The organism is Pseudoxanthomonas japonensis (assembly GCF_043632995.1).
GTDB lineage: Bacteria > Pseudomonadota > Gammaproteobacteria > Xanthomonadales > Xanthomonadaceae > Pseudoxanthomonas_A > Pseudoxanthomonas_A japonensis.
Window position 1 is genome coordinate 3,230,757 of record NZ_CP171632.1, and the last position, 23,903, is coordinate 3,254,659.

The window sequence follows — 23,903 nt, forward strand, 5'->3', positions numbered from 1 at the left end:
GCTTACTTTTCTCTGCGCACCGCAGCCTCCGGACACCCGTCGCGTGAATCCGATTCCACAACGCAACGCCGGTGGCGACGCCGCCACCGCAGCCGGCCACGACACCACGACGGCCGATGCCCAGCGCTTCCGGCCGATGCTGGTGCGCTACTTCCGCCGGCACCTGCAGCACGAGGCGGATGCCGAGGACCTGGCCCAGGAAGCCCTCATGCGCCTGGTGCGCTCGCCTACGCAGGTGGACCATGCCGAGGCTTACGTGGTGCGGATCGCGGCCAACCTGCTGCGCGACCGTTTCCGGCGCGAACGCAGCCACCACACCGGGCTGCACGACCCGCTCGACGACACCCTGCACGAATTGCCCAGTGAGGAACCCGCCACCGACGACGTCTACGCAAGCAGGGAGCGGCTGGAACGCCTGCTGTCGGCGCTGGACGAACTGTCGCCGCGCTGCCGGCAGGTGTTCCTGCTGCAACGCTACGAAGGCATGACCTACACCGCCATCGCGCGGCAACTGCAGGTCAGCGTGAGTGCGGTGGAAAAACACATGATGCGCGCGCTGCTCCACCTGCAGGCGCGCCTGGCGGAGCCATGAGCAGACCGGACCTTACCCTCATCGATGGCAGTGACGGCGTCGACCAGCAGGCGACCCGCTGGTTCGTGCGGCTGCGCGCCGACGATGCCAGCGAAGGCGACCGGCGGGCGTGGCAGCAGTGGCTGGAGGCCAGCCGCGACCATCGCGATGCCTATGCGCGCGTGGAGGCCTTGTGGTCTTCGTTCGGCGACTTTGCGACGTCGCCGGAGATCGGCAGGCGAATCGCCGAGGCTTCGCGTGCGCCGCAGGCCGCGCCAGTGCAGGCGCGCACCGCGCGGCGACGCTGGCCCGCCGCGATGGCCGCGACGCTCGCGCTGCTGGCCGTCGGCACCTTTGCCGCGCTGCGCCTGACGGCGCCCACGGAAGCCGCCTACCGGACTGCGGTGGGCGAACGCCGCTCGGTGCAGCTGGACGATGGTTCCCGCGTCGACCTGGACGCGGGCACGCACCTCAGCGTGCGCTACGACCGTGGCGGCCGGCATATCGTGCTGGAGCAGGGCCGCGCCTTCTTCCAGGTGGCCAAGGACGCCGCGCGTCCGTTCGACGTGGTCACCGACGCCGGCAGCGTCCGCGCCCTCGGTACACAGTTCGAGGTTTCCCAGGTAGCCGGCGCGGCCGATGTCGCCCTGTACGAAGGCAGCGTGGAACTGCGCGCACGCGCGGCTGCCGAGGCGCCGGCGCAGCGCCTGGGCGTGCTGGTGCCGGGCCAGCAAGCGCGCCTGTCCGCAGGCCGCATGCAGATGCGCGCGACGACAGTCGCCGCCGGGGCGCGCCCGGCATGGCTGAGCGGACGCCTGGTCTTCAGCGACACGCCGCTCGCCGAGGCCGTGGCCGAGTTCAATCGCTACAGTACGAACCGCGTGGTGCTGGCGGACCCCGCACTCGGCGCCCAGCGCGTCAGCGGCGTCTTCCGCGGCGACGACGTCGACGGCTTCATCGGCGCGCTGGGCGAGGTCTACGGCATCCCGGAACACCACACCGCCAACGGCACGCATGTGCTGGGTAAATCGCCATGATGCGCAGACGCCTTCTTGCGGCCGGTCTCGCCCTCGCTTGGCTGTCGCCGGTCGTGGCAGAAGAGGTCACCGGACAGCCCGCAGCGACGCTCGACGATGGTCCGTACGTGTTCCAGACGACCGCGCGCCGCTATGACGCCTGGTGGGTCTGCGACGGCAAGGTCGAACATGACGTGCAACGCAAGCGACGCAAGGACACCGTGATCGCACCGCGTTGCGGCTACGACCGACCGGCGGTGATTCCGAACCACGTCGCGGACGCGGAATCCGTGCCGTACACCGGCGGCCGCATCGTCGCACTGTCCGACATCCACGGGCAGTACGACCTGATGGTGAAGCTGCTGCGCGCGCATCGCGTGATCGACGGCAACGACAACTGGGCGCTCGGTCGCGACCACCTGGTCATCACCGGCGACGTGTTCGATCGCGGCGACAAGGTCAACGAGGTGTTCTGGCTGCTGTTCCAGTTGCAGCAGCAAGCGCATGCCGCCGGCGGCGCGGTGCACTTCCTGCTGGGCAACCATGAAACCATGGTGCTCTACGACGACCTGCGCTACATCAATCCGAAGTATGTCGAGGTCGCGCGCCTGCTCGGTCGTCCCTATTCCGCGTTGTATGGCGCCGACACGGTGATCGGCGGCTGGCTGCGCACGCGTCCGGTGATGCTGAAGCTGGGCGACACGCTGTTCCTGCATGGCGGCATCGCGCCGGAGAACCTGGACCTGGTCGCCGGCATCGATGCCACCAACGCGACGTACCGCGGTTCGCTGGGCGTCGCCAAGGACACGGTGAAGGCCGATCCGGCGACCGCGCGCCTGTACGACGGCAAGCGCAGCCCGATCTGGTACCGCGGCTATTTCAATGGCGAGCTCGACACGCCGGACGTGCGGACGCTGGTCGACCGGCTCGGCTTGGCGCGCATCGTCGTCGGGCATACCACGATGGACGAAGTGGTGAGCTTCCACGATGGCCGCATCATCGCCATCGACAGCGGCATCAAGCGCGGCGAGTCCGGGCAGCTGCTCTTCATCGACAAGGGACAGCTGAGTCGCGGCCTGCTGGACGGCACGCGCGAGGCGCTGCCCGAGCGCCAGGTCGCGCCGCCCGACAAGGACTGAATATTCAGGCGGCGACCTGCTGCCGCTTCCATTCCCGCGGCGACACGCCGCTGTGCGCCTTGAACGCGCGCGACAGCGCGGCTTCGCTGCCGTAGCCCACGTCCGACGCCACCACCTTCAACGGCTTGCCATGCCGCAGCGCCTGCTGCGCCAGGCCGACGCGCCACCCCTGCAGGTATTGCCCGGGCGTGATGCCCAGCGACTCGCGGAAGGTCGACGCGAACACCGTGCGCGACATGCCCGCCACGCGCGCCAGATCCTCCAGCGACCAGTCCTTCGCCGGCGCCTCGTGCATCGCGACGATGGCATTGCGCAGGCGCGGATGTCCCAGCCCCGCGAGCATGCCGCCCTTCACTTCGCCGCTTTCCATCAGCTGGCGCAACACCTGGATCACCACCACTTCGAACAGGCGGTTGACCAGCGCCGTGCGCCCGCAGCGCTGGGTGAAGGCCTCTTCGAACAGCAGCGCCAGCACGTCCCCGGCGCCACGGATGCCCGACAGCGGCAGGCAGACCGCGTCGGGCAACGCCGCACAGATCGGATTCTGGTCGCCGCCCTCGAACCGCAATGTCGCGCAGGTCATGTCGGCACCGCGCACCGCGTCGCTGATGAAGCGGTGCGTCAGCGCGCGCGGGAACAGCAGCAGGCTGGGCTCGTCGATGCGCAGCGACGTGGTGCCGTAGACCACCTCCAGCGGCCCCTGCCGGATCAGGTGCAGCTGCCCCACGCCCGTTTCCGCCTCCAGCGTATTGATGCCGCACAGCGCACCGGCATTGAACACCTGTGCGCTGACCGAGAACCGGTCCAGCAGGACCGCCAGCCGATCGACCATGTCGGAACTCCAGATCAAGTTTTCAGGATTCTATATCACCTTTCGTACCGGCATGGCGCGCAAAGTACACCTCACCGGACGGCCACCCGCCTCCCGCTTCCCAACCCACCAAGGAAACCGCCATGTCCATCGAAAAGATCCTCTACACCGCCACCGCCACCGCCTCGGGCGGCCGCGAAGGCCAAGCCACCTCGTCCGACGGCGTACTCGACGTCAAGCTGACCACCCCGCGCGAGCTGGGCGGCGCCGGCGGCGACGGCACCAATCCGGAACAGCTGTTTGCCGCAGGCTACTCGGCCTGCTTCCTGGGCGCGCTGAAGTTCGTCGCCGGCAAGCAGAAGGTCGCCCTGCCCGCCTCCACCACCGTCACCGGCAAGGTCGGCATCGGCCAGATCCCCACCGGCTTCGGCATCCAGGCCGAACTGACCATCGCCGCCCCGGGCGTGGACCGCGAGCAGCTGCAAGCCCTCGTCGACGCCGCCCACATCGTCTGCCCGTACTCCAACGCCACGCGCGGCAACATCGACGTGACGCTGGTACTCGCCGACTGAACGCTTTCCTGACCCACCACCCCTTGCAGGAACCGAACCCATGAATGTTTTCACCCGCACCCTCGCCGCCACGCTGCTGGCCGTCGCCACCCAGGCCAGCTTCGCCGCCCAGCCCGCCACCGCGCCGGTCGCCGTCGAACGCACCGCCAGCACGCTCACCACCGCCGACGGCGTGCAGCTCTACTACAAGGACTGGGGCCCGAAGAACGGCCCGGTCGTCACCTTCAGCCACGGCTGGCCGCTGTCCTCGGACAGCTGGGAATCGCAGATGATCTTCCTGGCTTCCAAGGGTTACCGCGTGGTCGCCCACGACCGTCGCGGCCACGGCCGCTCCAGCCAGCCGTGGGACGGCAACGACATGGACCATTACGCCGACGACCTGGCCACCGTGATCAACACGCTGGACCTGAAGGACGTGACCCTGGTGGGCTTCTCCACGGGCGGCGGCGAAGTGGCGCGCTACATCGGCCGCCACGGCACCAGCCGCGTCAGGAAGGCCGTGCTGATCAGCGCCGTGCCGCCCCTGATGCTGAAAACCGCCGACAACCCGGGCGGCCTGCCGATCGAGGTCTTCGACGGCCTCCGCAAGGGCTCGCTGGACAACCGTGCGCAGCTCTACAAGGACATCGCCTCGGGCCCGTTCTACGGCTTCAACCGCCCCGGCGCGAAGGTCTCGCAGGGCCTGATCGACAGCTGGTGGGCGCAGGGCATGCAGGCCGGCCACAAGAACACGTACGACTCCATCGCCGCGTTCTCCGCCACCGACTTCCGCGCCGACCTGAAGAAGTTCGACATCCCCACCCTGGTCATCCACGGCGACGACGACCAGATCGTCCCCATCGACGCCGCCGGCAAGGCCTCCGCCGCGCTGATCAAGAACGCCAAGCTGATCGTCTACGCAGGCGCCCCGCACGGCCTGACCGACACCCACAAGGATCGCGTCAACCAGGACCTGCTCGACTTCCTGCAGAAGTAAGGAACAAGCCTCCGCAAACAGCAACGGCCGCACACGCGGCCGTTCGCTTTTGATCTTCAGTGATTCTCTGAACAACGCAGCGTCTTCCCGTCATTCCCGCGAAAGCGGGAACCCAGTGTCTTTGCTTTCCATGGCCGCAAGTCGCTGGATCCCCGCCTACGCGGGGATGACGGCGGTTATTCGGACTTCGCTTGACCGCATCGATGCACCAGCGATCCCACCAGACCCGAAGGGCGGCGAACAAGGATGTCCACCGTCTGGCACTTATCGTCTGGAATTCTCTGAACAACGCAGCGTCTGCCCGTCATTCCCGCGAAAGCGGGAACCCAGTGTCTTTGCTTTCCATGGCCGCAAGTCGCTGGATCCCCGCCTATGCGGGGATGACGGCGGCTATTCGGACCTTGCTTGACCACACTGCCGCTCCCGCGAACCCACCAGACCCGGAGGGCGGCGGACAAGGATGTCCGCCGTTTTCCGCCTCGCCAGGATGGCGAGTCGGAAAATCCCGATAGCAGCACCACGATGGGATTGCTTCGTCGGGGAATGGCCTTTCTTTTGGTGACTTTTCTTTGGCCAGACAAAGAAAAGTTACCCGCTGGCCCGCAGGGCCGGCGGAACGCTCCTATCGGTCAGACATCGGCAGAAGCCGCACGCCGCAGGATGAACTCATCATCCAGCGTCTTCCCTACGGCGAACTTGTACCCGCCAACTCGAGCGAACCCCTGCCGCTCATAGAACCGTTGCGCGCCGAAATTCTCCGACCACACCCCGATCCACAAGGTCCGCGGCCCGTCCCTCAACAGCCAGCGCTCCACCTCGGCGAACAGCTTCCCGCCCCAGCCGCCATTCTGATGCGACGCCAGCACGTACAGCCGCTTCAGCTCGCCATCGCCCGTCTGCACGTCCGGATGCGGCAAGCCGCAAGGACCGGCGGCGGCATGACCCACCGCAACGCCGTCGTCCTCCAGCAGCCACACCGCGTAGTCCGGGTGAGACAGGATGACGCGCTGCTTCTCGACGTCGTACGCATAGGCGAGGAATGCCGCCAGATCTTCGGCCGGATACAGATGGCCGAAGGTCTCGGTAAAGCTGCGCGATGCCAGGTCGGAGACGAACTGCGCATCATCCACGGTGGCGCGACGGATCCGCACGCTTATGCGTCCTCTTCTTCCTCGTCGTCTTCGTCCGCCTCGTCTTCCTCTTCGGCGTCCTCGTCCTCTTCCTCTTCGTACTCTTCTTCGTCTTCTTCGTAGTCGTCTTCGCCGAAGTCCTCGCCGTCCCAGCGGCCCTGGCCATCCGGCACGAAGGTCACCGCCATCCCCGCCGGCGACGTGCCGACGCGCACCAGCCAGCCGCCGAACACGCGCGCGCGTTCCGTCACCAGGCCCGCATCGGCGCCGTCATTGCCCAGGCGTTCCCACTCCAGCGAAAAAGCGTATTCCGTCATTGCGTGGTTCTCTCTCAGTCTTTCTTGGGGCGAACCTGGATGTGGACTTCCGCCAGTTGCTCGTCCGGGATCGGCGACGGCGCGCCGGTCATCAGGCACTGGGCGCTGGTGGTCTTGGGGAACGGGATGACGTCGCGGATCGACTCGGTGCCGGCCATCAGCGCCGCGATGCGGTCGATGCCGAACGCGATGCCGCCGTGCGGCGGCGCGCCGAAGCGCAACGCATCCAGCAGGAAGCCGAACTTGGCTTCCGCCTCTTCCGCGCCGATGCCGAGCAGCTCGAACACCGCGCTCTGCATGTCGGGACGGTGGATACGGATCGAGCCGCCGCCGATCTCGTTGCCGTTCAGCACCATGTCGTAGCCGCGCGAAACCGCCGTCTTCGCGTTCGCGCGCAGGTCGTCGATGTCGTCCACCGCGGGCGCGGTGAAGGGATGGTGGAGCGCCACATAGCGCTGCGCTTCATCGTCGTACTCGAACATCGGAAAATCGGTGACCCACAGCGGCGTCCAGCCATCCTGGACCAGGCCGAAGTCCTTGCCGGCCTTCAGGCGCAGCGCGCCCATGAAGTCGGAGACCTTGTTGTAGCCACCGGCACCGAAGAACACGATGTCGCCATTGCCGGCGCCCACCTGCTTCAGCAGCGCAGCGAACGCGTCCTCGGCGAAGAACTTCTGGATCGGCGAGCTGATCGCGCCGGCCTCGTCGATCTTGATGTAAGCCAGGCCCTTGGCGCCGTACTTGGCGGCATGCGCGGCGTACTCGTCGATCTGCTTGCGGCTCAGCGATGCGCCGCCGGGGATGCGCAGCGCGGCGACACGGCCATCCGGATCGTTGGCGGCACCGGTGAACACGGCGAACTCGCTGGACTTCACCAACTCGGCCACATCGACCAGTTCCAGCGCGATGCGCAGGTCCGGCTTGTCCGAGCCGTAGCGACGCATCGCCTCGGCCCAGGTCATGCGCGGGAACGGATTGGCCAGCTCGACGTCCATCACTTCCTTGAAGATGTCGCGGATCATGCCTTCGACGGCGTCCTGCACGTCGCGCTCGCGCACGAAGGCGAACTCCATGTCGAGCTGGGTGAACTCCAGCTGGCGGTCGGCGCGCAGCGCTTCGTCGCGGAAGCAGCGCGCGATCTGGTAGTAGCGGTCGAAGCCGGCCACCATCAGGATCTGCTTGAACAGCTGTGGCGACTGCGGCAGTGCGTAGAACTCGCCCGGATGCATGCGCGCCGGCACCAGGAAATCGCGCGCGCCTTCCGGCGTGGCCTTGGTCAGGATCGGCGTCTCGATGTCCTGGAAACCGCGCGCGTCCAGCCAGCGGCGCAGCGCCTGCACCAGCCGGATGCGGGTGCGCTGCTTGCGCTGCATGTCGGCGCTGCGCAGGTCCAGGTAGCGGTATTTCAGGCGGATGTCCTCGCCCGGGTTCTCGTGGTGATGGAACGGCAGCGGCTCGGCCTTGTTGAGCACGGTGATGTTCGTGGCGATCACTTCCACCTTGCCGGTGCGGATCTTGCTGTTGACGGCTTCGCGCGCGCGCACGACGCCCTCGACCTGCAGCACGTCCTCGTAGCCCAGCGACGCGGCGACCTTGAACACCTCGGCATTGGACGGGTCCACCGTCACCTGCACGATGCCCTCGTGGTCGCGCAGGTCGATGAAGCAGACGCCGCCGAGGTTGCGGGCAACGTCGGTCCAGCCGCAGAGGGTCACGGTCTGGCCGATCATGGCCTCGTCGACGAGGCCGCAGAAATGGGTACGCATGGGGAACTCCAGGGGGTCATCCGGCCGGGGCCGGAAGGGGTGCAACGGCCGTCGGCCGTCCTAGCCGGCTAGTTTACCCGCTCCCCCGGCCGGCCTCTGCTCCGGATTAACATTCCCGGCGTATGCTGGCGCCTCCCCAGGAGGGTGCCGCCATGAAGAAGCCGTTGTTGCAGTCCGTTTTCGTACTGTTGCTGGCCCTGGCGGCCGGCAGCGCCGTCGCCCAGATCACGCCCAAGGCCTATGCGCCGGAGAACCTGCGCACGCTGTCCGTGCAGGACCAGACCCGGGTGATCAGCCTCGAATACTCCGAGCAGTCCCGGGGCCGCCGGATCCCCGACGACCAGTTGCGGTTCTATCTGGACCAGGTCAACCGTTCCAACTGGACCTTCAGCCGCATCAAGCAGGACATCGCCCAGTCGCTCGGCGGCAACAACGGAGGCTGGAACCCGAACCCGCCACCCTCCGGTGGCCAGATCACCTGCGAAAGCAAGGACAACCGCCGCCGCGAATGCCAGACCGGCTTCCGCCGCAACGCCGTCCTCGTCCAGAACCTGTCCGGCACGCGCTGCGTCGAGGGCCAGAACTGGGGCAGCGGCAACGGCACGGTCTGGGTCGACCGCGGCTGTCGTGGCCGATTCGCCGAAGGCACGTCCGGCGGTGGCTGGGGCGGCGGCAATGGCGGCGTGGTGACCTGCGAGAGCGCCAACAATGCCTATCGCGAATGCCGCACCAGCTTCCGTGGCCGCGCGGTGGTTCAGCGGAACCTGTCCTCCACCCGCTGCACCGAGAACCAGAACTGGGGCCAGCGCCAGGGCATGGTCTGGGTGCGCAGCGGCTGCCGCGCCGAGTTCCGCGATTCAGGCACGGGCTGGGGCGGCGGCAACGGCGACTACAGCGTCACCTGCAGCAGCGACGACAACCGCCGCAGGACCTGCGCCTACGACGCCCGTCAGGGCCGGCCGATCCTGCTGCAGCAGCTGTCCAACACCAGCTGCCGCGAAGGCTACAGCTGGGGCTACGCCGGCAACCAGGTGTGGGTGGACCGCGGTTGCCGCGGCCGCTTCGGACCGCGCTGAATCCGGTCGCGCTGGATCCTCCCAGAGCCGTCATCCCGGCGAAGGCCGGGACCCAGCGACGTGCTTCAACAGAGTTGCGCGATATGACGTGCAGCCAACGTCCATTTGGGTCCCAGCTTTCGCTGGGACGACGGCGTCGAGTTATCTCTGGCTTTCGTCGTCCCAGCGAAAGCTGGGACCCATGTTGACGCTTGCAGGTCCTGCCTGGCGACGAGACGCGCGCTTCAGCCCTCGCCGGTACCCCACGGCGCTGGCGGCAGTTCAACCGGCGTGCCCAGGTCGAACTCTACCCGGAACAGCCTTCCGTTCGGCCGACTGAGTTCGTAAACGAAGGTCTTCGCCGGCACCATTTCCATTGCCCAGGTGTTGGTCACCGAGGCCGCCAGCCCTTCCCGCTCGAACATCGCTATCGATTCGGCGTCCACCGGGAACGCCTGGCGCTGCGGCGTTCCCGCCACCGCCGTGTCGCCGCCGTACATCGTCACCGGATCCGGGCTGCCGTCTTCATGTCGGTGGTCGTGCTTGAGCCGCAAACCGTTCTCCGTGCGCGTCAGCACCCAGGTGCGCGAATGATCGTCGCCGACATGGAAGGGCACGCGGATCTCCTCGGTCGGCGCGTCGCAGCCACGCACGTGCATGATCAGCGTCTTGCCTTCGAACGGGTCGGGCGTTGTCGATGCCGGCTGGTTCGCGGTGATGCGGCCGACGTAGGCCTTGCCGCAATGCTCGGCCAGTGACGCGAGGAACGCGTCCGCCGGCAGCGGCGCCTCCCTGCCATGCGCCGAGGCCGCTGCGCCCAGGGCCAGCAACGCGTATCCACCCATCATCCACACGGTCCGCTTCATCCTGTTTCCCCACGCTGGTGCAATGCTCCTTTATACCGCGCAATGCAGGCACGTCACAGGCGCGAATGGTGCGGACGCATGCGGACGCGATACGCGCGTGACGACATCATGTTCAGTTTGCGCATGGCAGCGTCGGCATATCCATGTTGCAGGGGATTGACCGACTCATGACGTTCTTGCGACCGCACGCGCCATCGAGGGCAAGGAGCCGCGCAACGATGCAGGAGGGTTGAACGATGTCCCTCTGGCTTGTTCCGTGCTCGCTGCTGCTCGCCTGCCTGCTGGTGGCGTCGCCCCGCTGGCGCCGCGTCAAGGCGGCCGTGTTCTGTGCATGGCTGCTGTCGCTCGCGCTGTGGTGGCTGGTGGATCGCCTGAGTGGCGATGGCATCAATGCCGCCACGCTCTACCACCTGCAGACCGGCCTGAAGGGCGCGGGCATCGCGGAGTTCCGCAACGTCATCGCGGTATTCGTCGTGTTCTCCCTGCTCGCCCTGGCCTCGCTGCTGCTGCTTCGCGTGCGCCGCTTCCGGATGCGCCGGCACGGCGGATGGCTGTCGGCGGCATTCGCCGTCACCTTCGTCGCAGCGGTCGTGGGCAGTCCGCTCTTCGCCGATGGACTGCGGCTCTACCGGGCCACGCTGCCGACCGACGTCACCGCCGTGTCCGCCGAATACGCCATCCCGCACGTCCCCGTGGAGCGGGCACGCAACATCGTCTGGATCTACGGCGAGAGCCTCGAGCGCACGTACCTGGACCCGCAGGTCTTTCCGGACCTGATGCCGCATCTGTCGCGCCTGGCGGGACAGGCGGCCGACTTCCGCGGCATCGCGTCGCCGGAAGGCAGCGGCTGGACCATCGCCGGCCTGGTGTCGTCGATGTGCGGCGTGCCGTTGACGACGGCGCGCGGCGACGAGAACGCGATGGGCCGCATGGGCCGCTTCCTGCCCGGCGCGTACTGCCTGGGCGACTACCTGAAGCAGCAGGGCTACCGCCTGCATTTCAGCGGCGGCGCGGATGCCTCGTTCGCTGCGAAGGGCAGCTTCCTCGCCAGCCACGGCTTCGACCGGATCAAGGAACGCAGCTATTACGAGCAGGCGGGCGTCGCGCGCGAGCACTTCTCGGACTGGGGCATCCACGACGATGTCCTGCTCGATGACGTGTTCGAGGACTTCCTGACCCTGTCGGCGCGCGGCACGCCCTTCATGCTGACCACGCTGACGATGGATACGCACCACCCTGCCGGCCACCTGCCGGTGTCGTGCAAGGGGGAGCGCTACGAGAGCCGTCATGGCGATGTCGGCCTGCTCAACGCACTCAAGTGCACCGACCGCCTGATTTCCTCGCTGGTGGAGAAGATCCGCAACAGCCCGTATGCGCAGGACACCCTCATCGTGATCGCCTCCGATCACCTGGCCATGCCGAACGATCTCAGTAGCGTGCTGGCGGACATGCCGCGCGAGAACCTGTTGCTGATGCTGGCGCCCGACCTGCCCGCGGGCCAGATCGACCGTGGCGGCAGCACGCTCGATACTGGCGCGACGGTCCTGCAGATGCTGCATCCGCAGCTGACCGCGCTGGGCTTCGGTCGTTCGCTGCTGGCGGATCCGCCCAGGGATGGTGCGAGCCTCGCCGCCCGCGAGGGCGATGCGTCTGGGTATCGCCCCTACCTGGGTTACGCGCGCCAGCTCTGGATGGGGCGCGACACCGGCACGCTGCGGATGGACGGCGACCACGTGGTGGTGGGCGACCAGCAGATCCGCCCGCCGGTGATGCTGGAGTACGACAAGACCTGGAACATCAGCTCGATCGTGCTGGAGGACGCGCCGCGCCAGTTCATGCGCGATCCCGACAACGTGCTGGCCTATGTCGACCGCTGCACGGCGTTCGAGGATGCGCTGCCGCTGGGCGAATGGTGCGCGCTGCTGGTGGACCGCAACAACGACCTGAAGCTGTACGCCGATGCCGACCTCGCGCGCGGCGTGAAGATCGATACGCCGCTGGAAGCCAGCAACGAACCGCGCCCACGCCCTCGCCGGCCGTTGACCCTGAGCATCGAATCGCGGCGGATGCTGGCCGGGCAGTACCAGGTGCGGTTGCGCCCGCAGCGGTTGCCCAGTCATCCGTTCTGGCTGGAAGCCGTGTCCGCGGATGGCAAGGTGATCCATGCGCGCGAATGGGTGAACGTGGCGCCGGGCGCCGGCGACCAGATCCGCCTGCCAATGTGGCTGGACACCGCCGTGGACGACCTGGTGATCCGCGCGTGGCTGGACTACACCGAGGAGATGCCGCTGGAGGGCATCGCCATGACCCGCGTCTCGGGCCGTCCGCGTTCCTGATGGCCTGATGGCAACGACCGCGCCGTGCAAGGCGGCGCGGCGGCTTGGCGTTACTCCGCGGCGGGCTTGGACGCGCTGGGCTTGGCGTCCGCCTTCGGTGCGTCGCTCTTGGATGCCGACGAGGTGTCGGCGGCGGGCTTCGCCTCACCCGACGGCTTGGCGCCCTCGCCGCCGTCGGCGAGGTTGCGCTTCTTGTCGCCGTCCTTCTTGAAGTCGGTCTCGTACCAGCCGCTGCCGGCCAGGCGGAACGACGGCGCGGTCAGCTGCCGCTTGACCGCCTGCGCGCTGCACGACGGGCAGGTATCGGGATCCGGATCGGACAGTTTCTGCAGACGGTCGAAACTGTGGCCGCACTGGGTGCATTCGAAGGCGTAGATGGGCATGAGGCGGGGGATGCGGGGGTAGGCGGCGGATAGTCTGGGGGCATGCGACGGCTTTTCAACCTGCAAGGGCGCGGCTTGCGCCTCCCGCAGCAGCAATGGAGGCAATGATGCCGTCATCACTGCATTCGTCGGACAGGCGCCGGCCAGACAATCATAGAAGATCGGGCCAACCGATCGCTGCATGGGTTGCGCGACACGCACCCCACCCACGAACGAGACGGGTGTCTGGTAGCTGCTTTCTATCCCGTAAACACGGTTGCCGTGCGCGAGTATCGGGCGGAATGCCGAGTACTGGGTAGCGCAAACGCCGGCACCCGCCGCAACGGCTGACGTACAGTTCCGGAAATACTGCGCGGTGCTGTTCGGCATGTAGCCAACCGCTCTGCCGTCGTAGATGGCGGTCGAGACGACTTGCCAGAAACCCTCGAACTGGCCCTCCGTCGCGCCTGCGCGCGTCGTGAGGCGCGTACCCGTGCCATTCGAGATGCGGGAAATCCTTGTCACCACACCATCGCGGCCACTGTAGAGACGACGCTCGGCCCGGGCCTGGGAGTACTCCCATACGTCGCCCCCGCGGCTGGCGCCCACGGATTCGATGCGACGACGGGCAGTCATTCCGATCCCGACACGGGTTTGTCCCGCCGTAGAAGGCTCCAGCGACCGGGTGAGGTGCAGGATGTTGCCCGGCGCGCCTGCCGCGTCTCCACCGGGTACCCGCGTACGCAGTCGCCACACCTGCGTTTCCGCTGTCGCAGTCGTCAGTTCGAGTGCGTCGGAAGCGCCGACCGACCACGCGAATGGCTGGCCCGCAGAGGGAACGGCAGGCATCTGCGTAGCGGGGTCGATGCGCCAGCCATGCTCGAGCGTCTGTCCGGCGCCTGCAACAAGCCGATGCTGGACGTAGTCGCACGACTCAATGTGTTGGAGCGGATTCTCCTGCGTCGCGGCAACGCAGAACCAGGGCAAGGTCAGCACCTGACCCGATACGGAGCCCCACGCGCCGGGCTCGCTCCATCCATCGAGGTTGCCACCCGCCAGCACATGGTGCTCCTCCGTGAACCTGGAGCCACCGGAGGAACCCTGCGGCAGTCTGTACAGCGCACTGAACGACCATACGTCCCCTCCACCGGCATTCACGGCCATGCGCCGCAAGTAGTAGCCGTACACCGAACGCTCGGTCTGGAACGGATACTGACTGTCGACGAATCCCTGCCAGACACGCTCGATCGGCATCAGATTCACGACACCGCCCTCGCCCAACGTTGCTTCGAACCGTGGCTTGTGCCACGCCGCGTTGGTATGCAGCTCGAATGTCCCGTCGGGAAGACGGTTCAACACGATGACGCGGTTGATCGCGGTTGCGATATCGCCGTAAGGCATCCCGTCCTGGAGCACCAATCGTTGTGGCAACTCGGAGAGCGATCGCAAGGTCGCGCCGTCGTGTTCCTGTCGAAATAGATAGCCGGTACCGTATTGCTTGACCCACGGATAAGACGTGAACACCTTGAATGCCGCCCGATCCTGGAGCAACTCGTAGCCGGTCTCGATTGGCGCAGGCAGATCCTCCGGATAGTGCGCAGTGTTGAGCAGCACGAAGGCAGTCAGGTCCATTTCGTCGTTGGTTCCCGCGCGGACGGCTTCGGAAAACTCGACGTCGTCAGCTGCGTCACGGCCACCCAGCGCAAACCTGACTGCCGACTCCAGCGCCGTGCTGAACGGCGACACTTTCATTGCCGCGTGTTCGGACACTTCAAGGAGCCCGTCCGCGCCGGCGAGTGACCGCAAACGTTGCACGCTGCCCACCGCGGACCGGTAGATGATGCGCGGCGCCCGTGCCTCCACGACCACCATCGCATCCAGAGGCGGATGACCGAGTTCGACGCTGTAGTTGCGCCCGTGGACCACGGCAGCATACGAACGTCCGTCGACAAGGATGGTTACTGTGGGTGCACCGACGGCGTCGGGGAGCTCAAGCACTTCGCCAGACAACCAGAGGCTTCGCGATGGCACCAGCGGCTGCGATCCGTTCTGGCGAATCGAGCCCGGCGGAACGCTTGCCTGGGATGCGCGCGCAGTGGTGCGTGCAACATGGCCCGTTGCGCCTGGTGCGATCCACCACGTGAGCGCCACTGCCGTGAACATCACGAACACGATGGCCCATGCGGCCATCCCTGCCTGCTTACGCTCCATGTCGCCCCCATCGCACGGGTGTTGCGTGCGCGGCACCCCTGCCGCGCATCCCCCCCCGTCGTGAGGTCTAGCCTAGCCCATTGCGGCGCCGTGTGGCGGGCAAGGGACGGTTACACCTCGTCGTACAGCGCCGACCAGGCCTCCTCGGCCTTGGAAAGCTGCTGCTGCAGCGCTTCGCGGTCCCGGCCCAGCCGTGCGGCGAGGTCGGCATCGGCGTAGCTGTTCGGGTCGGCGAGCTGCGCGTCGAGATCGGCCAGCTTGCCTTCCAGTTCGGCGACCTTGGCTTCCGCGGCGGCCAGCTTCACCGGATTGACCTTGCGCGCAGGGGCCGGCGCGGTCTTCGGTGCCGGCGCTGGTTCGGCGCGCAACGGCTTGCTGCCCTGCGCGGAGGCGCGCGTGCGCAGCCAGGCGGCGTATTCGTCGAGATCGCCGGCGAACGGTTCGACCTTGCCGTCGGCCACGCGCCAGAACGTGTCGCAGACCAGGCCGATCAGGTGGCGGTCGTGCGACACCATGACGATGGCGCCGTCGAAGTCGCTGAGCGCTTCGGCCAGCGCTTCGCGCATCTCGAGGTCGAGGTGGTTGGTCGGTTCGTCGAGCAGCAGCACGTTCGGCTGCTGCCAGGCGATCAGCGCCAGCGCCAGGCGCGCACGCTCGCCGCCGGAGAAGCCGTCGACCGGCTCGAACGCGCGGTCGCCGGGGAAGTTCCACTTGCCCAGGAAATCACGGAACGACTGGTTGCTCGCGTCCGGCGACAGGTCGCGGAAGTGATCCATCGGCGACTGGCCTTCGTGCAGCGACTCCACCGTGTGCTGCGCGAAGTAGCCGATGCGCAGGTCCGGGTGCGCCATGCGATCACCGGCCAGCACCGGCAGTTCGCCCACCAGCGTCTTCACCAGCGTGGTCTTGCCGGCGCCGTTGGGGCCGAGCAGACCGATGCGCTGCCCGGCTTCGAGTCCGAAACCGACGTCGTGCAGGATCACCGCATCGGAACCGTAGCCGGCTTCGACGTGGTTCAGACGGATCAACGAGAACGGCAGCTTGGCCGGTTCGGCGAATTCGATGCGGAACTCGCGCTCGGCACGCACCGCCTCGGTACCGGCGAGCTTGGCCAAGCGCTTCATGCGGCTCTGCGCCTGCGCCGCCTTCGAGGCCTTGGCCTTGAAGCGGTCGATGAAGCTCTGCAGGTGCGCGCGTTCGGCCTGTTCCTTCTCGTGCGCGATCTGCTGCTGGCGCAGTTGTTCGGCGCGCTGGCGCTCGAAGTCGGTGTAGCCGCCGGTGTAGAGTTTGGCGCCACCGCCGTGCAGGTGCAGCGTATGCGTGGCGACGTTGTCGAGGAACTCGCGGTCGTGCGAGATCAGCAGCAGCGTGCCGGGGTATTTCAGCAGCCACTGCTCCAGCCAGAGCACCGCGTCCATGTCGAGGTGGTTGGTGGGTTCGTCGAGCAGCAGCAGGTCGCTGGGCATCATCAGCGCGCGCGCCAGGTTCAGGCGCACGCGCCAGCCGCCGGAGAACGACGACACCGCACGGTGGTGCGTATCGGCCGGGAAGCCCAGGCCGTGCAGCAGCTTGCCCGCGCGCGCTTCGGCGTCATAGGCGCCGAGCTCGGCCATCTTCTGGTGCGCGTTGGCGACCACTTCCCAGTCCTCGCGCGCGCTGGCATCGGCTTCGGCCTGCAGCACCGCCGCGACCTCGGTATCGCCGCCGAGCACGAACATCAGCGCCGGATCGGGCAGCGACGGGGTTTCCTGCGCCACGCTGGCGATGCGCACCTTGCCGGGCAGGTCCAGGTCGCCCTTGTCGGCTTCCAGTTCGCCCTGCACGGCGGCGAACAGGCTGGACTTGCCCGCGCCGTTGCGGCCGACCACGCCCACGCGATAGCCGGCATGCAGGGTCAGGTCGACGTTGGACAGCAGCAGGCGCTCGCCGCGGCGGAGCGCGAAATTACGAAGGGCGATCAAGAAACAACCTAAGGGGATTTGGGCGGAAACGGCCGCGTAGTTTATCGATAGCACACCCGCTCACACTTGTTAACAAAGCATTGACACGCCCTTCCCGCCCCTGTAACCAGAACAGGTAGCACCTAAGTCCATGGTTTCAAAGGAAACTTTGCAAGCCCTGATCCATTTGAAGTCGTACTTCGCTGTCCTTCCCGGAGCTTCCCCCATGACCCGTACGCTGTCCCCCCTGACCCTCGCCATCAGCCTGGCCCTGGTCGCCCCCGCCACGTTCGCGCAGGAGTCGGCCGCCGCCGAGGCCCGCACGCTCGATACCCTGATCGTCACCGGCACCCGCGTCTCCGACCGTACGGTGGCCGAATCGCAGTCGCCCATCGACATCATCACGCCGGAAGTCCTGCAGTCGACCGGCACCACCGAGCTGGCCACGGCGCTGGCCCGCGCGCTGCCCTCGCTGAACTTCCCGCGTCCCGCCGTCACCGACGGCACCAGCGGCGTGCGCCCGGCGCAGCTGCGCGGCCTGTCGCCCGACCAGGTCCTGATCCTGGTCAACGGCAAGCGCCGCCACATCTCGGCGCTGGTCAACGTCAACGGCAGCATCGGCCGCGGCTCGTCGGCGGTGGACCTCAACGCGATCCCGGTGTCGGCCATCGAGCGCGTGGAAGTGCTGCGCGACGGCGCATCCGCGCAGTACGGTTCCGACGCCATCGCCGGCGTGGTCAACATCGTGCTGAAGGGCGCCGGCAAGGGCGGCAGCCTGGCGGTCGACGTGGGCGGCTACTCCGCCGGTGACGGCGGCAGCACGCAGCTCTCGGGCGATACCGGCGTGTCGTTCGGCGACGGCCGCGGCTTCGTCCATGTCGCCGGGCAGCTGACCCAGCAGGACGAAACCAACCGCGCCGGCCCGTACCAGGGCACGGCACCGAACACGGGCAACAATCCCGCGGTGGGCCAGGTCGCTTTCGTTTACGGCGATCCCCAGGTCGATGCCGGCGCCGTCTCGGCCAATGCCGGTTTCGACTTCAGCGACAACGTCAGCGCGTACGCCACCGCGATCGCCAGCAATCGCGACATCGTGTCCTTCGCCTTCTATCGCTCGCGCAACCACAGCAGCCAGGGCGCGCTGCTGGCCCAGGTCTACCCGGACGGCTACGTGCCCGAGATCAACCAGCTGTCGCAGGACCGTTCGCTGGTCGCAGGCATCAAGGGCGACACCGAGAGCGGCTGGAAGTGGGACGTCAGCTACAACTACGGCTACAACCACCTCAAGTTCTACACCCAGAACAGCATCAACTACAGCCTGGGCGCGAGCAGCCCGCACCGCTTCTACGACGGCGCGCTGGAGTACACCCAGAACGTGTTGAATGCCGATGTCAGCAAGCCGCTGGAGATCGGCCTGGCCTACCCGGCAACGCTGTCGTTCGGCGCCGAATACCGGCAGGAGAAGTGGAACCAGTCGCCGGGCGAACTGAATTCGTACACCGGCGGGGGCGCTCAGGGCTTCGGCGGCTTTACCGCCGAGAACGCTGTGCATTCGGATCGCGACAACTACGCGGCCTACGTGGCCTTGGAAGCCGACGTCACCGATAGATTCTCCGCCGGCATCGCAGGGCGCTACGAGAATTACTCCGACTTTGGCGATGCGGTCACTGGGAAGCTGTCGGCACGCTATGCCTTCACGGACACGCTGGCCGTTCGCGCCACTGCGTCCACCGGCTTTCGCGCGCCTTCGCTGGCCCAGCAGAATTACCAGGTCATCACCAGCTCGGTGGATAGCAGTGGTGTGTTCACGCAGCGCGGCACCTTCCCGGCGACCAGCGCCGCGGCCGCCGCGCTCGGTGCCGAGGCGTTGACGCAGGAAGAATCCACGTCCTACAGCCTTGGCCTGGTTCTGCAACCCAGCGAACGGTTGTACGTGACGGTAGACGCCTATCAGATCAAGATCGACGATCGCATAGTGCTGTCCTCGCCGCTGAACATCGACCCGACCGCCGCAGCCAACGCCGGCAGTCCGTCCAGGCTCGCCGCGGCTAATGCAGCGCAGGCACTGCTTGCAGGCCTAGGCATCAACGGCGTGACGTCGTTCAACTACTTCACCAATGCCGTCGATACCCGTACCCGCGGTGTAGATGTGGTCGCCAGCTACACCGTTCCCTTTGCCGCTAGTTCGCTGGAGCTGACCGCGAGTTACGGCTACAGCGAGACCGAGATCACCTCGATCGCCGCCGACCCAGCCGCATGGGCCACTTTTGCCGCGCTGTCGCCCTCGCGCATAGGCCGTGATGAGATCGGCCGCATCGAGGAGGGGTATCCCAAGGACAAGGCCATTCTCGGTGGCACCTGGAAAACTGGGCATTGGGCCTTCGCACTGGCTGCCACGCGCTATGGCAGCTTCACCAACCGCCCCTCCAGCGGCGCCGCCAACGACCAGACCTTCGACGACCAATGGATCCTCGATGCCTCGGCCAGCTACAAGCCAACCACGCAGTGGACATTGACCCTTGGCGCGGACAATCTGCTGGACTCGTATCCGGACCGCAGCATCTTCGCCAACTCGACCTCCGGCATGCTCCCCTACAGCAATTATTCGCCAGCCGGCTTCAACGGCGCGTATGTCTACGGGCGCATCGCCTACAAGTGGTGATGGGCGTCATCGCCTGATCCATCCGGAACGCCCCGCCCCGCGCGGGGCGTTTCCGTTTGCGCGCAGTGAGGTGCGCACGAGCGCGCGTGCACCCGCGGTCAGTTTTCGTTTGCGGCAGGGCGCTCGCATCGGCGACACTCGACCCCTATGCCGAGGAACACTGCCGATCGATGCATCATGACACCGACCTGATCAACATCATCGCGGTGGGCCTTGCCCTGGCCTTCGTGCTGGGTGCGATCGCCCACAAGCTGCGGTTCTCGCCGTTGGTCGGTTATCTGGTTGCAGGCATCTTCGTCGGCCCGTTCACGCCCGGCTTCGTCGCCGACCAGGAACTCGCCACCCAGCTGTCCGAACTCGGCGTGATGCTGCTGATGTTCGGCGTGGGCCTGCATTTCTCGCTCGAAGACCTGCTGGAAGTGAAGGCGATCGCCATTCCCGGCGCCATCGTGCAGATCGCGGTCGCCACCGGCCTGGGCTGGGCACTGGCCTGGGGCATGGGTTGGACGCCGCTCAACGGTTTCGTGTTCGGCCTGGCGCTGTCGGTGGCCAGCACAGTGGTGCTGCTGCGAGCGATGGAAGAGCGTCGCCTGCTGGAGACCACGCGCGGGCGCATCGCGGTGGGCTGGCTGATCGTGGAAGACCTGGTGATGGTGCTGGCGCTGGTGATGCTGCCGGTGCTGGCGTCCACGTTCGGCCCGGACAACGGCGGCGAGCCGGCGACGTTCGGCCGCTTCGTGGTGGAGATCGCCTGGACCTTCATCAAGCTGGGCGCTTTCGTCGCCTTCATGCTGCTGGTCGGACGCCGCGTCATCCCGTGGACGCTGGAGAAGATCGCCGCCACCGGTTCGCGCGAGCTGTTCACCCTGTCGGTGCTGGCCATCGCGCTGGGCGTGGCGTTCGGCTCGGCGATGATGTTCGGCGTGTCGTTCGCGCTGGGCGCGTTCTTCGCCGGCATGCTGCTCAACGAATCCGAGCTGAGCCACAAGGCCGCCAACGATTCGCTGCCGCTGCGCGACGCGTTCGCGGTGCTGTTCTTCGTGTCGGTGGGCATGCTGTTCAATCCCGCCATCCTGGTCGCGCATCCGTGGCAGGTGCTGGCCACGTTCGGCATCATCGTGCTGGGCAAGTCGGTGGCGGCGTACTACATCGTCAAGGCGTTCAAGCACCCGACCGGCACGGCGCTGACGATCTCCGTCAGCCTGGCGCAGATCGGCGAGTTCTCCTTCATCCTGGCCGCGCTCGGCGTGGCGCTGAAGATCCTGCCGCCGGAAGGACGCGACCTGATCCTGGCCGGCTCGCTGCTGTCGATCATCGCCAATCCATTCCTGTTCACCTGGCTGGACCGCTGGCAGAAGAAGCAGGAAGCCCTGGCGCCCGTGCCGGCCGAGCCGGACGTACCGCCCGGCCCGTCGCTGGACGTCACCGACCACGCCATCATCATCGGCTACGGCCGCGTGGGCAGCGAACTGGCGCGCGTGCTGCGCGACCGCGGCGTGCCGCTCATCGTGATCGACGACAACGGCGACCATGTGGCTCGCGCGCACGACGCCGGCATTCCGGCCATCCGCGGCAGCGCGGCGGCCGACCGCGTGCTCGCGGAGGCCCATCCGGAGCGCGCCAAGATCGCCGTGCTGGCCATCCCGCAACCGCTCGAAGCCGGCGAGACGCTCGCGAAGCTGCGCGCGCTCAATCCCTCGCTGACCCTGCTGGCGCGCGCGCACAGCGAGGGCGAAGTGAAGCACCTGCTGGAACACGGCGCCGACGGCGCGGTGCTGGCCGAACGCGAGCTGGCGTTCTCGCTGGCGGAAATGGTGATGTCCACGCCTCCGTACCGCCCGCAACGCGCGACGGTCTGAGCCCGGGCTCAGTCGCGCGCGGCCTGCGCTTCGGCCGCCACGTCCGCCAGCACCTCGGCCAGCGGACGCGGAGCGCCATAGAGGTAACCCTGTACGCGGTGCACGCCGAGGCGCCGCAGGCAGAATTCGGTGTCCTCGTCCTCGACGAACTCGGCCACCGTGGTCGCACCGAAGGCCTTGGCCACCGCGACCGAGGCCTGCACGACGGCATAGTCCTTGCCGAGCTGGGCGACGTTGCGCACGAACGAGCCGTCGATCTTGATCACGTCCACGGGCAGCTCGCGCAGGCGCGCGAAGCTCTGCATGCCGGTGCCGAAGTCGTCGATGGCGATGTGGCAGCCCAGCGCGCGCAGGTCGGTGAGCAGGTGGCTGGCGGCGGCGGTGTTGGAGATGGCGGCGGTCTCGGTGACCTCGAAGCACAGCGCGCTCATCGGCAACGGCGACCCGGCCAGCAACGTGCGCAGTTCGACCTGGAAGCTCATCGACGCCAGGCTCTGGCCGGTGAGGTTGATCGCGATCTCGCGGCAGTAGGGCAACGCCTCGGGCGACTTCCTCAGTAGCCGGAACAAGGCCCGCATGACCGCGAGGTCGAGCTCGGCGCCGCGCCCCGCCGCCTCGAGCGGCGCCATGAAGCGCGCGGGCGACATGATGTCGCCCCGCTCGTCCAGCAGGCGGCAGAGCACCTCGCCGGACAGCATGCGGGGTTCGCCGCTGGCCCCCATGTCGGCAGTGAGGTCGCGGATCGGCTGGAAGTACAACGCCACGCGCTCACTGCGCAGGCTGGCCAGGGCCTCGGTGGCGTCGTGCAGCTGGCGACGGTGGGTGCGGCGTACCTGCGTATCGCCGACCTCGCTGTAGCGCGGCCGCAGCTCGCCGTGCTGGCGGGCTTCGAACGCCAGGTGCGACGCCGCCAGCACGGCCCCGTCGATCACGCTGGGATGCGTGCCATTGAACGCGGCCACCCCCAGATAGGGCAGCAGGCGGATCGGTTCGCCACCGACATCGATCTCGGCGTGCTCCACCCGCGCCATCACCCGCTCCCACAGGTCGGCGTCGCGCCCCGGGCGCGGTAGCAGCGCGAACTGGCCGGTGCCCACGTAATAGGTCTCGACCAGGTCGTCCAGGCGGCGCGCCGTCGCGTTCATGGCCTGCGCCTGCGTGTCCAGGCCGAAGCCGGCGACCAGCGTGTCGGTCTGGTCGAGCAGCAGATAGCCCAGTTCGGCGCGCGGCATCGGGCGGCCCGTGCGCTCCCGCAGCGCCTTGAGGTTCGGCAGCCCCGTCACCTGGTCGCGCAGCGTCTCTTCCGACAACTGTTCGGCCAGCGCGGACCGGTCGCGGTTGGTCAGCCACAGGTAGAGCATCGCCAGCAGCAGGATGTTCATCTCCAACGCGATGTGCAGCAGGTTGAAGAAGCCCACAGGCGTGTTGGCGTACTCGGCCGTGCCGGCCACCATGCCGACCAGCAGCAGCAGGGTCAGCGCCAGCGACAGCATGGCCCAGCGCGGCGGCAGCCTCAGCATGCACCACGCCAGCACGACCAGCACCGCGAACCGGTAATCCATCAGCACGGGCCCGGACAACAGCGTGGTAAAGCCATTGAACGCGTGGCGCACCTGCACGCCCGCCCACAGGCTGACCGCCAGCCCCACGCCCAGCGCCACCGGCCACAGCCAGTGCGTCCCGGCGCCGGACCGCGGTGCCCGCTCGCTGCGCTCCAGCCAGCCGATCACCAGCGGCAGGGTCACGACCACCACGCCGAACTGCTTGGCGAAGAACATCTGGAACGCCGCGCTCAACGCGTCCGCCGGCGACGACAGCAGCACGATGCTGAGCCCCAGCAACGCCATCACCAGCGGGAACAGCAGCAGGCCGATCGCCGCGAACCGCACCAGGTCGCTGCGCTGCATGCGCGCGCCCGCATGGCGGGGCCAGCCCATCCAGCGCACGCACGCCAGGGTCCAGGCGAACTGCAGCAGATACGTCACGGCACCCCATCCCAGCATCCAGGTGGGTTGCCCGTTGTCGAACAGGTAAAGCTGGCGGAGCGTCCAGCCGACGAAGGTCAGCGCGAAGCAGCCCGCCACGACGCGGCGGTCGCGGACCAGCATGGCGATGGCGAGCAGCATGCCGGTGTGCAGGTGGATCAACGAGGCGTCGGCGATCTCGCCGAAGAAATCGATGCGGTAGCGGATCGGCACCTGCTGGAGCAGCAGGCACAGGCCACCGAGCACGAGCACCTGCATGCTCGCGCCCAGGCCACGCACCGGTTGCCCTGCATGATCGGCCATCGGTCCGTCCTTGCCCCTTTGCACCC

At 67.4% G+C, this 23,903-nt stretch carries 17 protein-coding genes; 9 read left to right on the plus strand and 8 right to left on the minus strand.

Going from position 1 to position 23,903, the window contains the following annotated elements; all coding sequences use genetic code 11:
* Window positions 1-43 precede the first annotated feature (43 nt).
* The 3 genes from ACGHX3_RS15170 to ACGHX3_RS15180 are packed head-to-tail and all read left to right on the plus strand — an operon-like array spanning window position 44 to window position 2,726.
* Window positions 44-592, plus strand: a complete 549-nt coding sequence (locus ACGHX3_RS15170) for an RNA polymerase sigma factor (RefSeq protein WP_313929109.1) — start codon at window positions 44-46, stop codon at window positions 590-592.
* The gene (locus ACGHX3_RS15175) at window positions 589-1,608 is read left to right on the plus strand and encodes a FecR family protein (RefSeq protein ID WP_394695486.1); all 1,020 of its coding nucleotides are present in this window, start codon (window positions 589-591) and stop codon (window positions 1,606-1,608) included. The genes ACGHX3_RS15170 and ACGHX3_RS15175 overlap by 4 nt, the downstream gene beginning before the upstream one ends.
* Complete coding sequence (locus ACGHX3_RS15180) at window positions 1,608-2,726, plus strand: metallophosphoesterase (protein WP_394695487.1); 1,119 nt, start codon at window positions 1,608-1,610, stop codon at window positions 2,724-2,726. The genes ACGHX3_RS15175 and ACGHX3_RS15180 overlap by 1 nt, the downstream gene beginning before the upstream one ends.
* Before the next feature lie 4 nt (window positions 2,727-2,730).
* On the opposite strand, the gene ACGHX3_RS15185 is transcribed toward ACGHX3_RS15180, so the two are convergent.
* Window positions 2,731-3,558 carry a cupin domain-containing protein gene (locus ACGHX3_RS15185; protein ID WP_394695488.1) on the minus strand — a complete coding sequence of 276 codons (828 nt, stop codon included), beginning with the start codon at window positions 3,556-3,558 and terminating at the stop codon, window positions 2,731-2,733.
* 122 nt (window positions 3,559-3,680) lie between these two features.
* Between ACGHX3_RS15185 and ACGHX3_RS15190 the strand changes: the two genes are divergently transcribed.
* Window positions 3,681-4,109, plus strand: coding sequence for an organic hydroperoxide resistance protein (locus ACGHX3_RS15190; RefSeq protein WP_213600679.1), 429 nt, complete (start codon window positions 3,681-3,683; stop codon window positions 4,107-4,109).
* 40 nt (window positions 4,110-4,149) lie between these two features.
* Complete coding sequence (locus tag ACGHX3_RS15195) at window positions 4,150-5,085, plus strand: alpha/beta fold hydrolase (RefSeq protein ID WP_394695489.1); 936 nt, start codon at window positions 4,150-4,152, stop codon at window positions 5,083-5,085.
* Window positions 5,086-5,714: 629 nt separating this feature from the next.
* On the opposite strand, the gene ACGHX3_RS15200 is transcribed toward ACGHX3_RS15195, so the two are convergent.
* The 3 genes from ACGHX3_RS15200 to aspS are packed head-to-tail and all read right to left on the minus strand — an operon-like array spanning window position 5,715 to window position 8,298.
* On the minus strand, window positions 5,715-6,242 hold the full coding sequence (locus tag ACGHX3_RS15200) for a GNAT family N-acetyltransferase (protein ID WP_394697304.1): 528 nt from the start codon (window positions 6,240-6,242) through the stop codon (window positions 5,715-5,717).
* The gene (locus tag ACGHX3_RS15205; RefSeq protein ID WP_394695490.1) at window positions 6,239-6,532 is read right to left on the minus strand and encodes a DNA primase; all 294 of its coding nucleotides are present in this window, start codon (window positions 6,530-6,532) and stop codon (window positions 6,239-6,241) included. The genes ACGHX3_RS15200 and ACGHX3_RS15205 overlap by 4 nt, the downstream gene beginning before the upstream one ends.
* A 14-nt stretch (window positions 6,533-6,546) precedes the next feature.
* The gene (aspS, locus tag ACGHX3_RS15210; RefSeq protein ID WP_394695491.1) at window positions 6,547-8,298 is read right to left on the minus strand and encodes an aspartate--tRNA ligase; all 1,752 of its coding nucleotides are present in this window, start codon (window positions 8,296-8,298) and stop codon (window positions 6,547-6,549) included.
* 152 nt (window positions 8,299-8,450) lie between these two features.
* On the opposite strand from aspS, the gene ACGHX3_RS15215 reads away from it, so the two are divergent.
* A complete protein-coding gene (locus tag ACGHX3_RS15215; RefSeq protein ID WP_394695492.1) occupies window positions 8,451-9,374 on the plus strand; it encodes a DUF3011 domain-containing protein in 924 nt (307 codons plus the stop codon).
* A 224-nt stretch (window positions 9,375-9,598) separates the two neighbouring features.
* On the opposite strand, the gene ACGHX3_RS15220 is transcribed toward ACGHX3_RS15215, so the two are convergent.
* Window positions 9,599-10,201: a hypothetical protein gene (locus ACGHX3_RS15220; RefSeq protein WP_394697305.1), complete on the minus strand. Its 603-nt coding sequence runs from the start codon at window positions 10,199-10,201 to the stop codon at window positions 9,599-9,601.
* Between the two features lie 254 nt (window positions 10,202-10,455).
* On the opposite strand from ACGHX3_RS15220, the gene ACGHX3_RS15225 reads away from it, so the two are divergent.
* Complete coding sequence (locus tag ACGHX3_RS15225) at window positions 10,456-12,555, plus strand: phosphoglycerol transferase I (RefSeq protein WP_394695493.1); 2,100 nt, start codon at window positions 10,456-10,458, stop codon at window positions 12,553-12,555.
* Window positions 12,556-12,605: 50 nt separating this feature from the next.
* On the opposite strand, the gene ACGHX3_RS15230 is transcribed toward ACGHX3_RS15225, so the two are convergent.
* Together ACGHX3_RS15230 and ACGHX3_RS15235 are read right to left on the minus strand one after the other, a co-directional pair.
* Complete coding sequence (locus ACGHX3_RS15230; RefSeq protein ID WP_394697306.1) at window positions 12,606-12,938, minus strand: FmdB family zinc ribbon protein; 333 nt, start codon at window positions 12,936-12,938, stop codon at window positions 12,606-12,608.
* 2,300 nt (window positions 12,939-15,238) lie between these two features.
* Window positions 15,239-17,089, minus strand: coding sequence for an ABC-F family ATP-binding cassette domain-containing protein (locus ACGHX3_RS15235; protein WP_394695494.1), 1,851 nt, complete (start codon window positions 17,087-17,089; stop codon window positions 15,239-15,241).
* A gap of 205 nt (window positions 17,090-17,294) precedes the next feature.
* On the opposite strand from ACGHX3_RS15235, the gene ACGHX3_RS15240 reads away from it, so the two are divergent.
* Both ACGHX3_RS15240 and ybaL read left to right on the plus strand, forming a co-directional pair.
* On the plus strand, window positions 17,295-19,730 hold the full coding sequence (locus tag ACGHX3_RS15240; RefSeq protein WP_394695495.1) for a TonB-dependent receptor plug domain-containing protein: 2,436 nt from the start codon (window positions 17,295-17,297) through the stop codon (window positions 19,728-19,730).
* Window positions 19,731-19,900: 170 nt separating this feature from the next.
* The gene (gene ybaL / locus ACGHX3_RS15245; protein WP_313929095.1) at window positions 19,901-21,589 is read left to right on the plus strand and encodes a YbaL family putative K(+) efflux transporter; all 1,689 of its coding nucleotides are present in this window, start codon (window positions 19,901-19,903) and stop codon (window positions 21,587-21,589) included.
* An 8-nt stretch (window positions 21,590-21,597) separates the two neighbouring features.
* On the opposite strand, the gene ACGHX3_RS15250 is transcribed toward ybaL, so the two are convergent.
* The gene (locus ACGHX3_RS15250; RefSeq protein WP_162337738.1) at window positions 21,598-23,877 is read right to left on the minus strand and encodes an EAL domain-containing protein; all 2,280 of its coding nucleotides are present in this window, start codon (window positions 23,875-23,877) and stop codon (window positions 21,598-21,600) included.
* Window positions 23,878-23,903: the final 26 nt, after the last annotated feature.

What these genes read in the sequence shown, in the direction of transcription:
- ACGHX3_RS15215 (WP_394695492.1), top strand. Translation starts at nt 8,451, where the DNA reads ATGAAGAAGCCGTTGTTGCAGTCCGTTTTCGTACTGTTGCTGGCCCTG.
- ACGHX3_RS15230 (WP_394697306.1), bottom strand. Translation starts at nt 12,938, where the DNA reads ATGCCCATCTACGCCTTCGAATGCACCCAGTGCGGCCACAGTTTCGAC.
- ACGHX3_RS15195 (WP_394695489.1), top strand. Translation starts at nt 4,150, where the DNA reads ATGAATGTTTTCACCCGCACCCTCGCCGCCACGCTGCTGGCCGTCGCC.
- ybaL (WP_313929095.1), top strand. Translation starts at nt 19,901, where the DNA reads ATGCATCATGACACCGACCTGATCAACATCATCGCGGTGGGCCTTGCC.
- ACGHX3_RS15220 (WP_394697305.1), bottom strand. Translation starts at nt 10,201, where the DNA reads ATGATGGGTGGATACGCGTTGCTGGCCCTGGGCGCAGCGGCCTCGGCG.
- ACGHX3_RS15240 (WP_394695495.1), top strand. Translation starts at nt 17,295, where the DNA reads ATGACCCGTACGCTGTCCCCCCTGACCCTCGCCATCAGCCTGGCCCTG.
- ACGHX3_RS15190 (WP_213600679.1), top strand. Translation starts at nt 3,681, where the DNA reads ATGTCCATCGAAAAGATCCTCTACACCGCCACCGCCACCGCCTCGGGC.
- ACGHX3_RS15175 (WP_394695486.1), top strand. Translation starts at nt 589, where the DNA reads ATGAGCAGACCGGACCTTACCCTCATCGATGGCAGTGACGGCGTCGAC.
- ACGHX3_RS15225 (WP_394695493.1), top strand. Translation starts at nt 10,456, where the DNA reads ATGTCCCTCTGGCTTGTTCCGTGCTCGCTGCTGCTCGCCTGCCTGCTG.
- ACGHX3_RS15180 (WP_394695487.1), top strand. Translation starts at nt 1,608, where the DNA reads ATGCGCAGACGCCTTCTTGCGGCCGGTCTCGCCCTCGCTTGGCTGTCG.
- ACGHX3_RS15250 (WP_162337738.1), bottom strand. Translation starts at nt 23,877, where the DNA reads ATGGCCGATCATGCAGGGCAACCGGTGCGTGGCCTGGGCGCGAGCATG.
- ACGHX3_RS15185 (WP_394695488.1), bottom strand. Translation starts at nt 3,558, where the DNA reads ATGGTCGATCGGCTGGCGGTCCTGCTGGACCGGTTCTCGGTCAGCGCA.
- aspS (WP_394695491.1), bottom strand. Translation starts at nt 8,298, where the DNA reads ATGCGTACCCATTTCTGCGGCCTCGTCGACGAGGCCATGATCGGCCAG.
- ACGHX3_RS15205 (WP_394695490.1), bottom strand. Translation starts at nt 6,532, where the DNA reads ATGACGGAATACGCTTTTTCGCTGGAGTGGGAACGCCTGGGCAATGAC.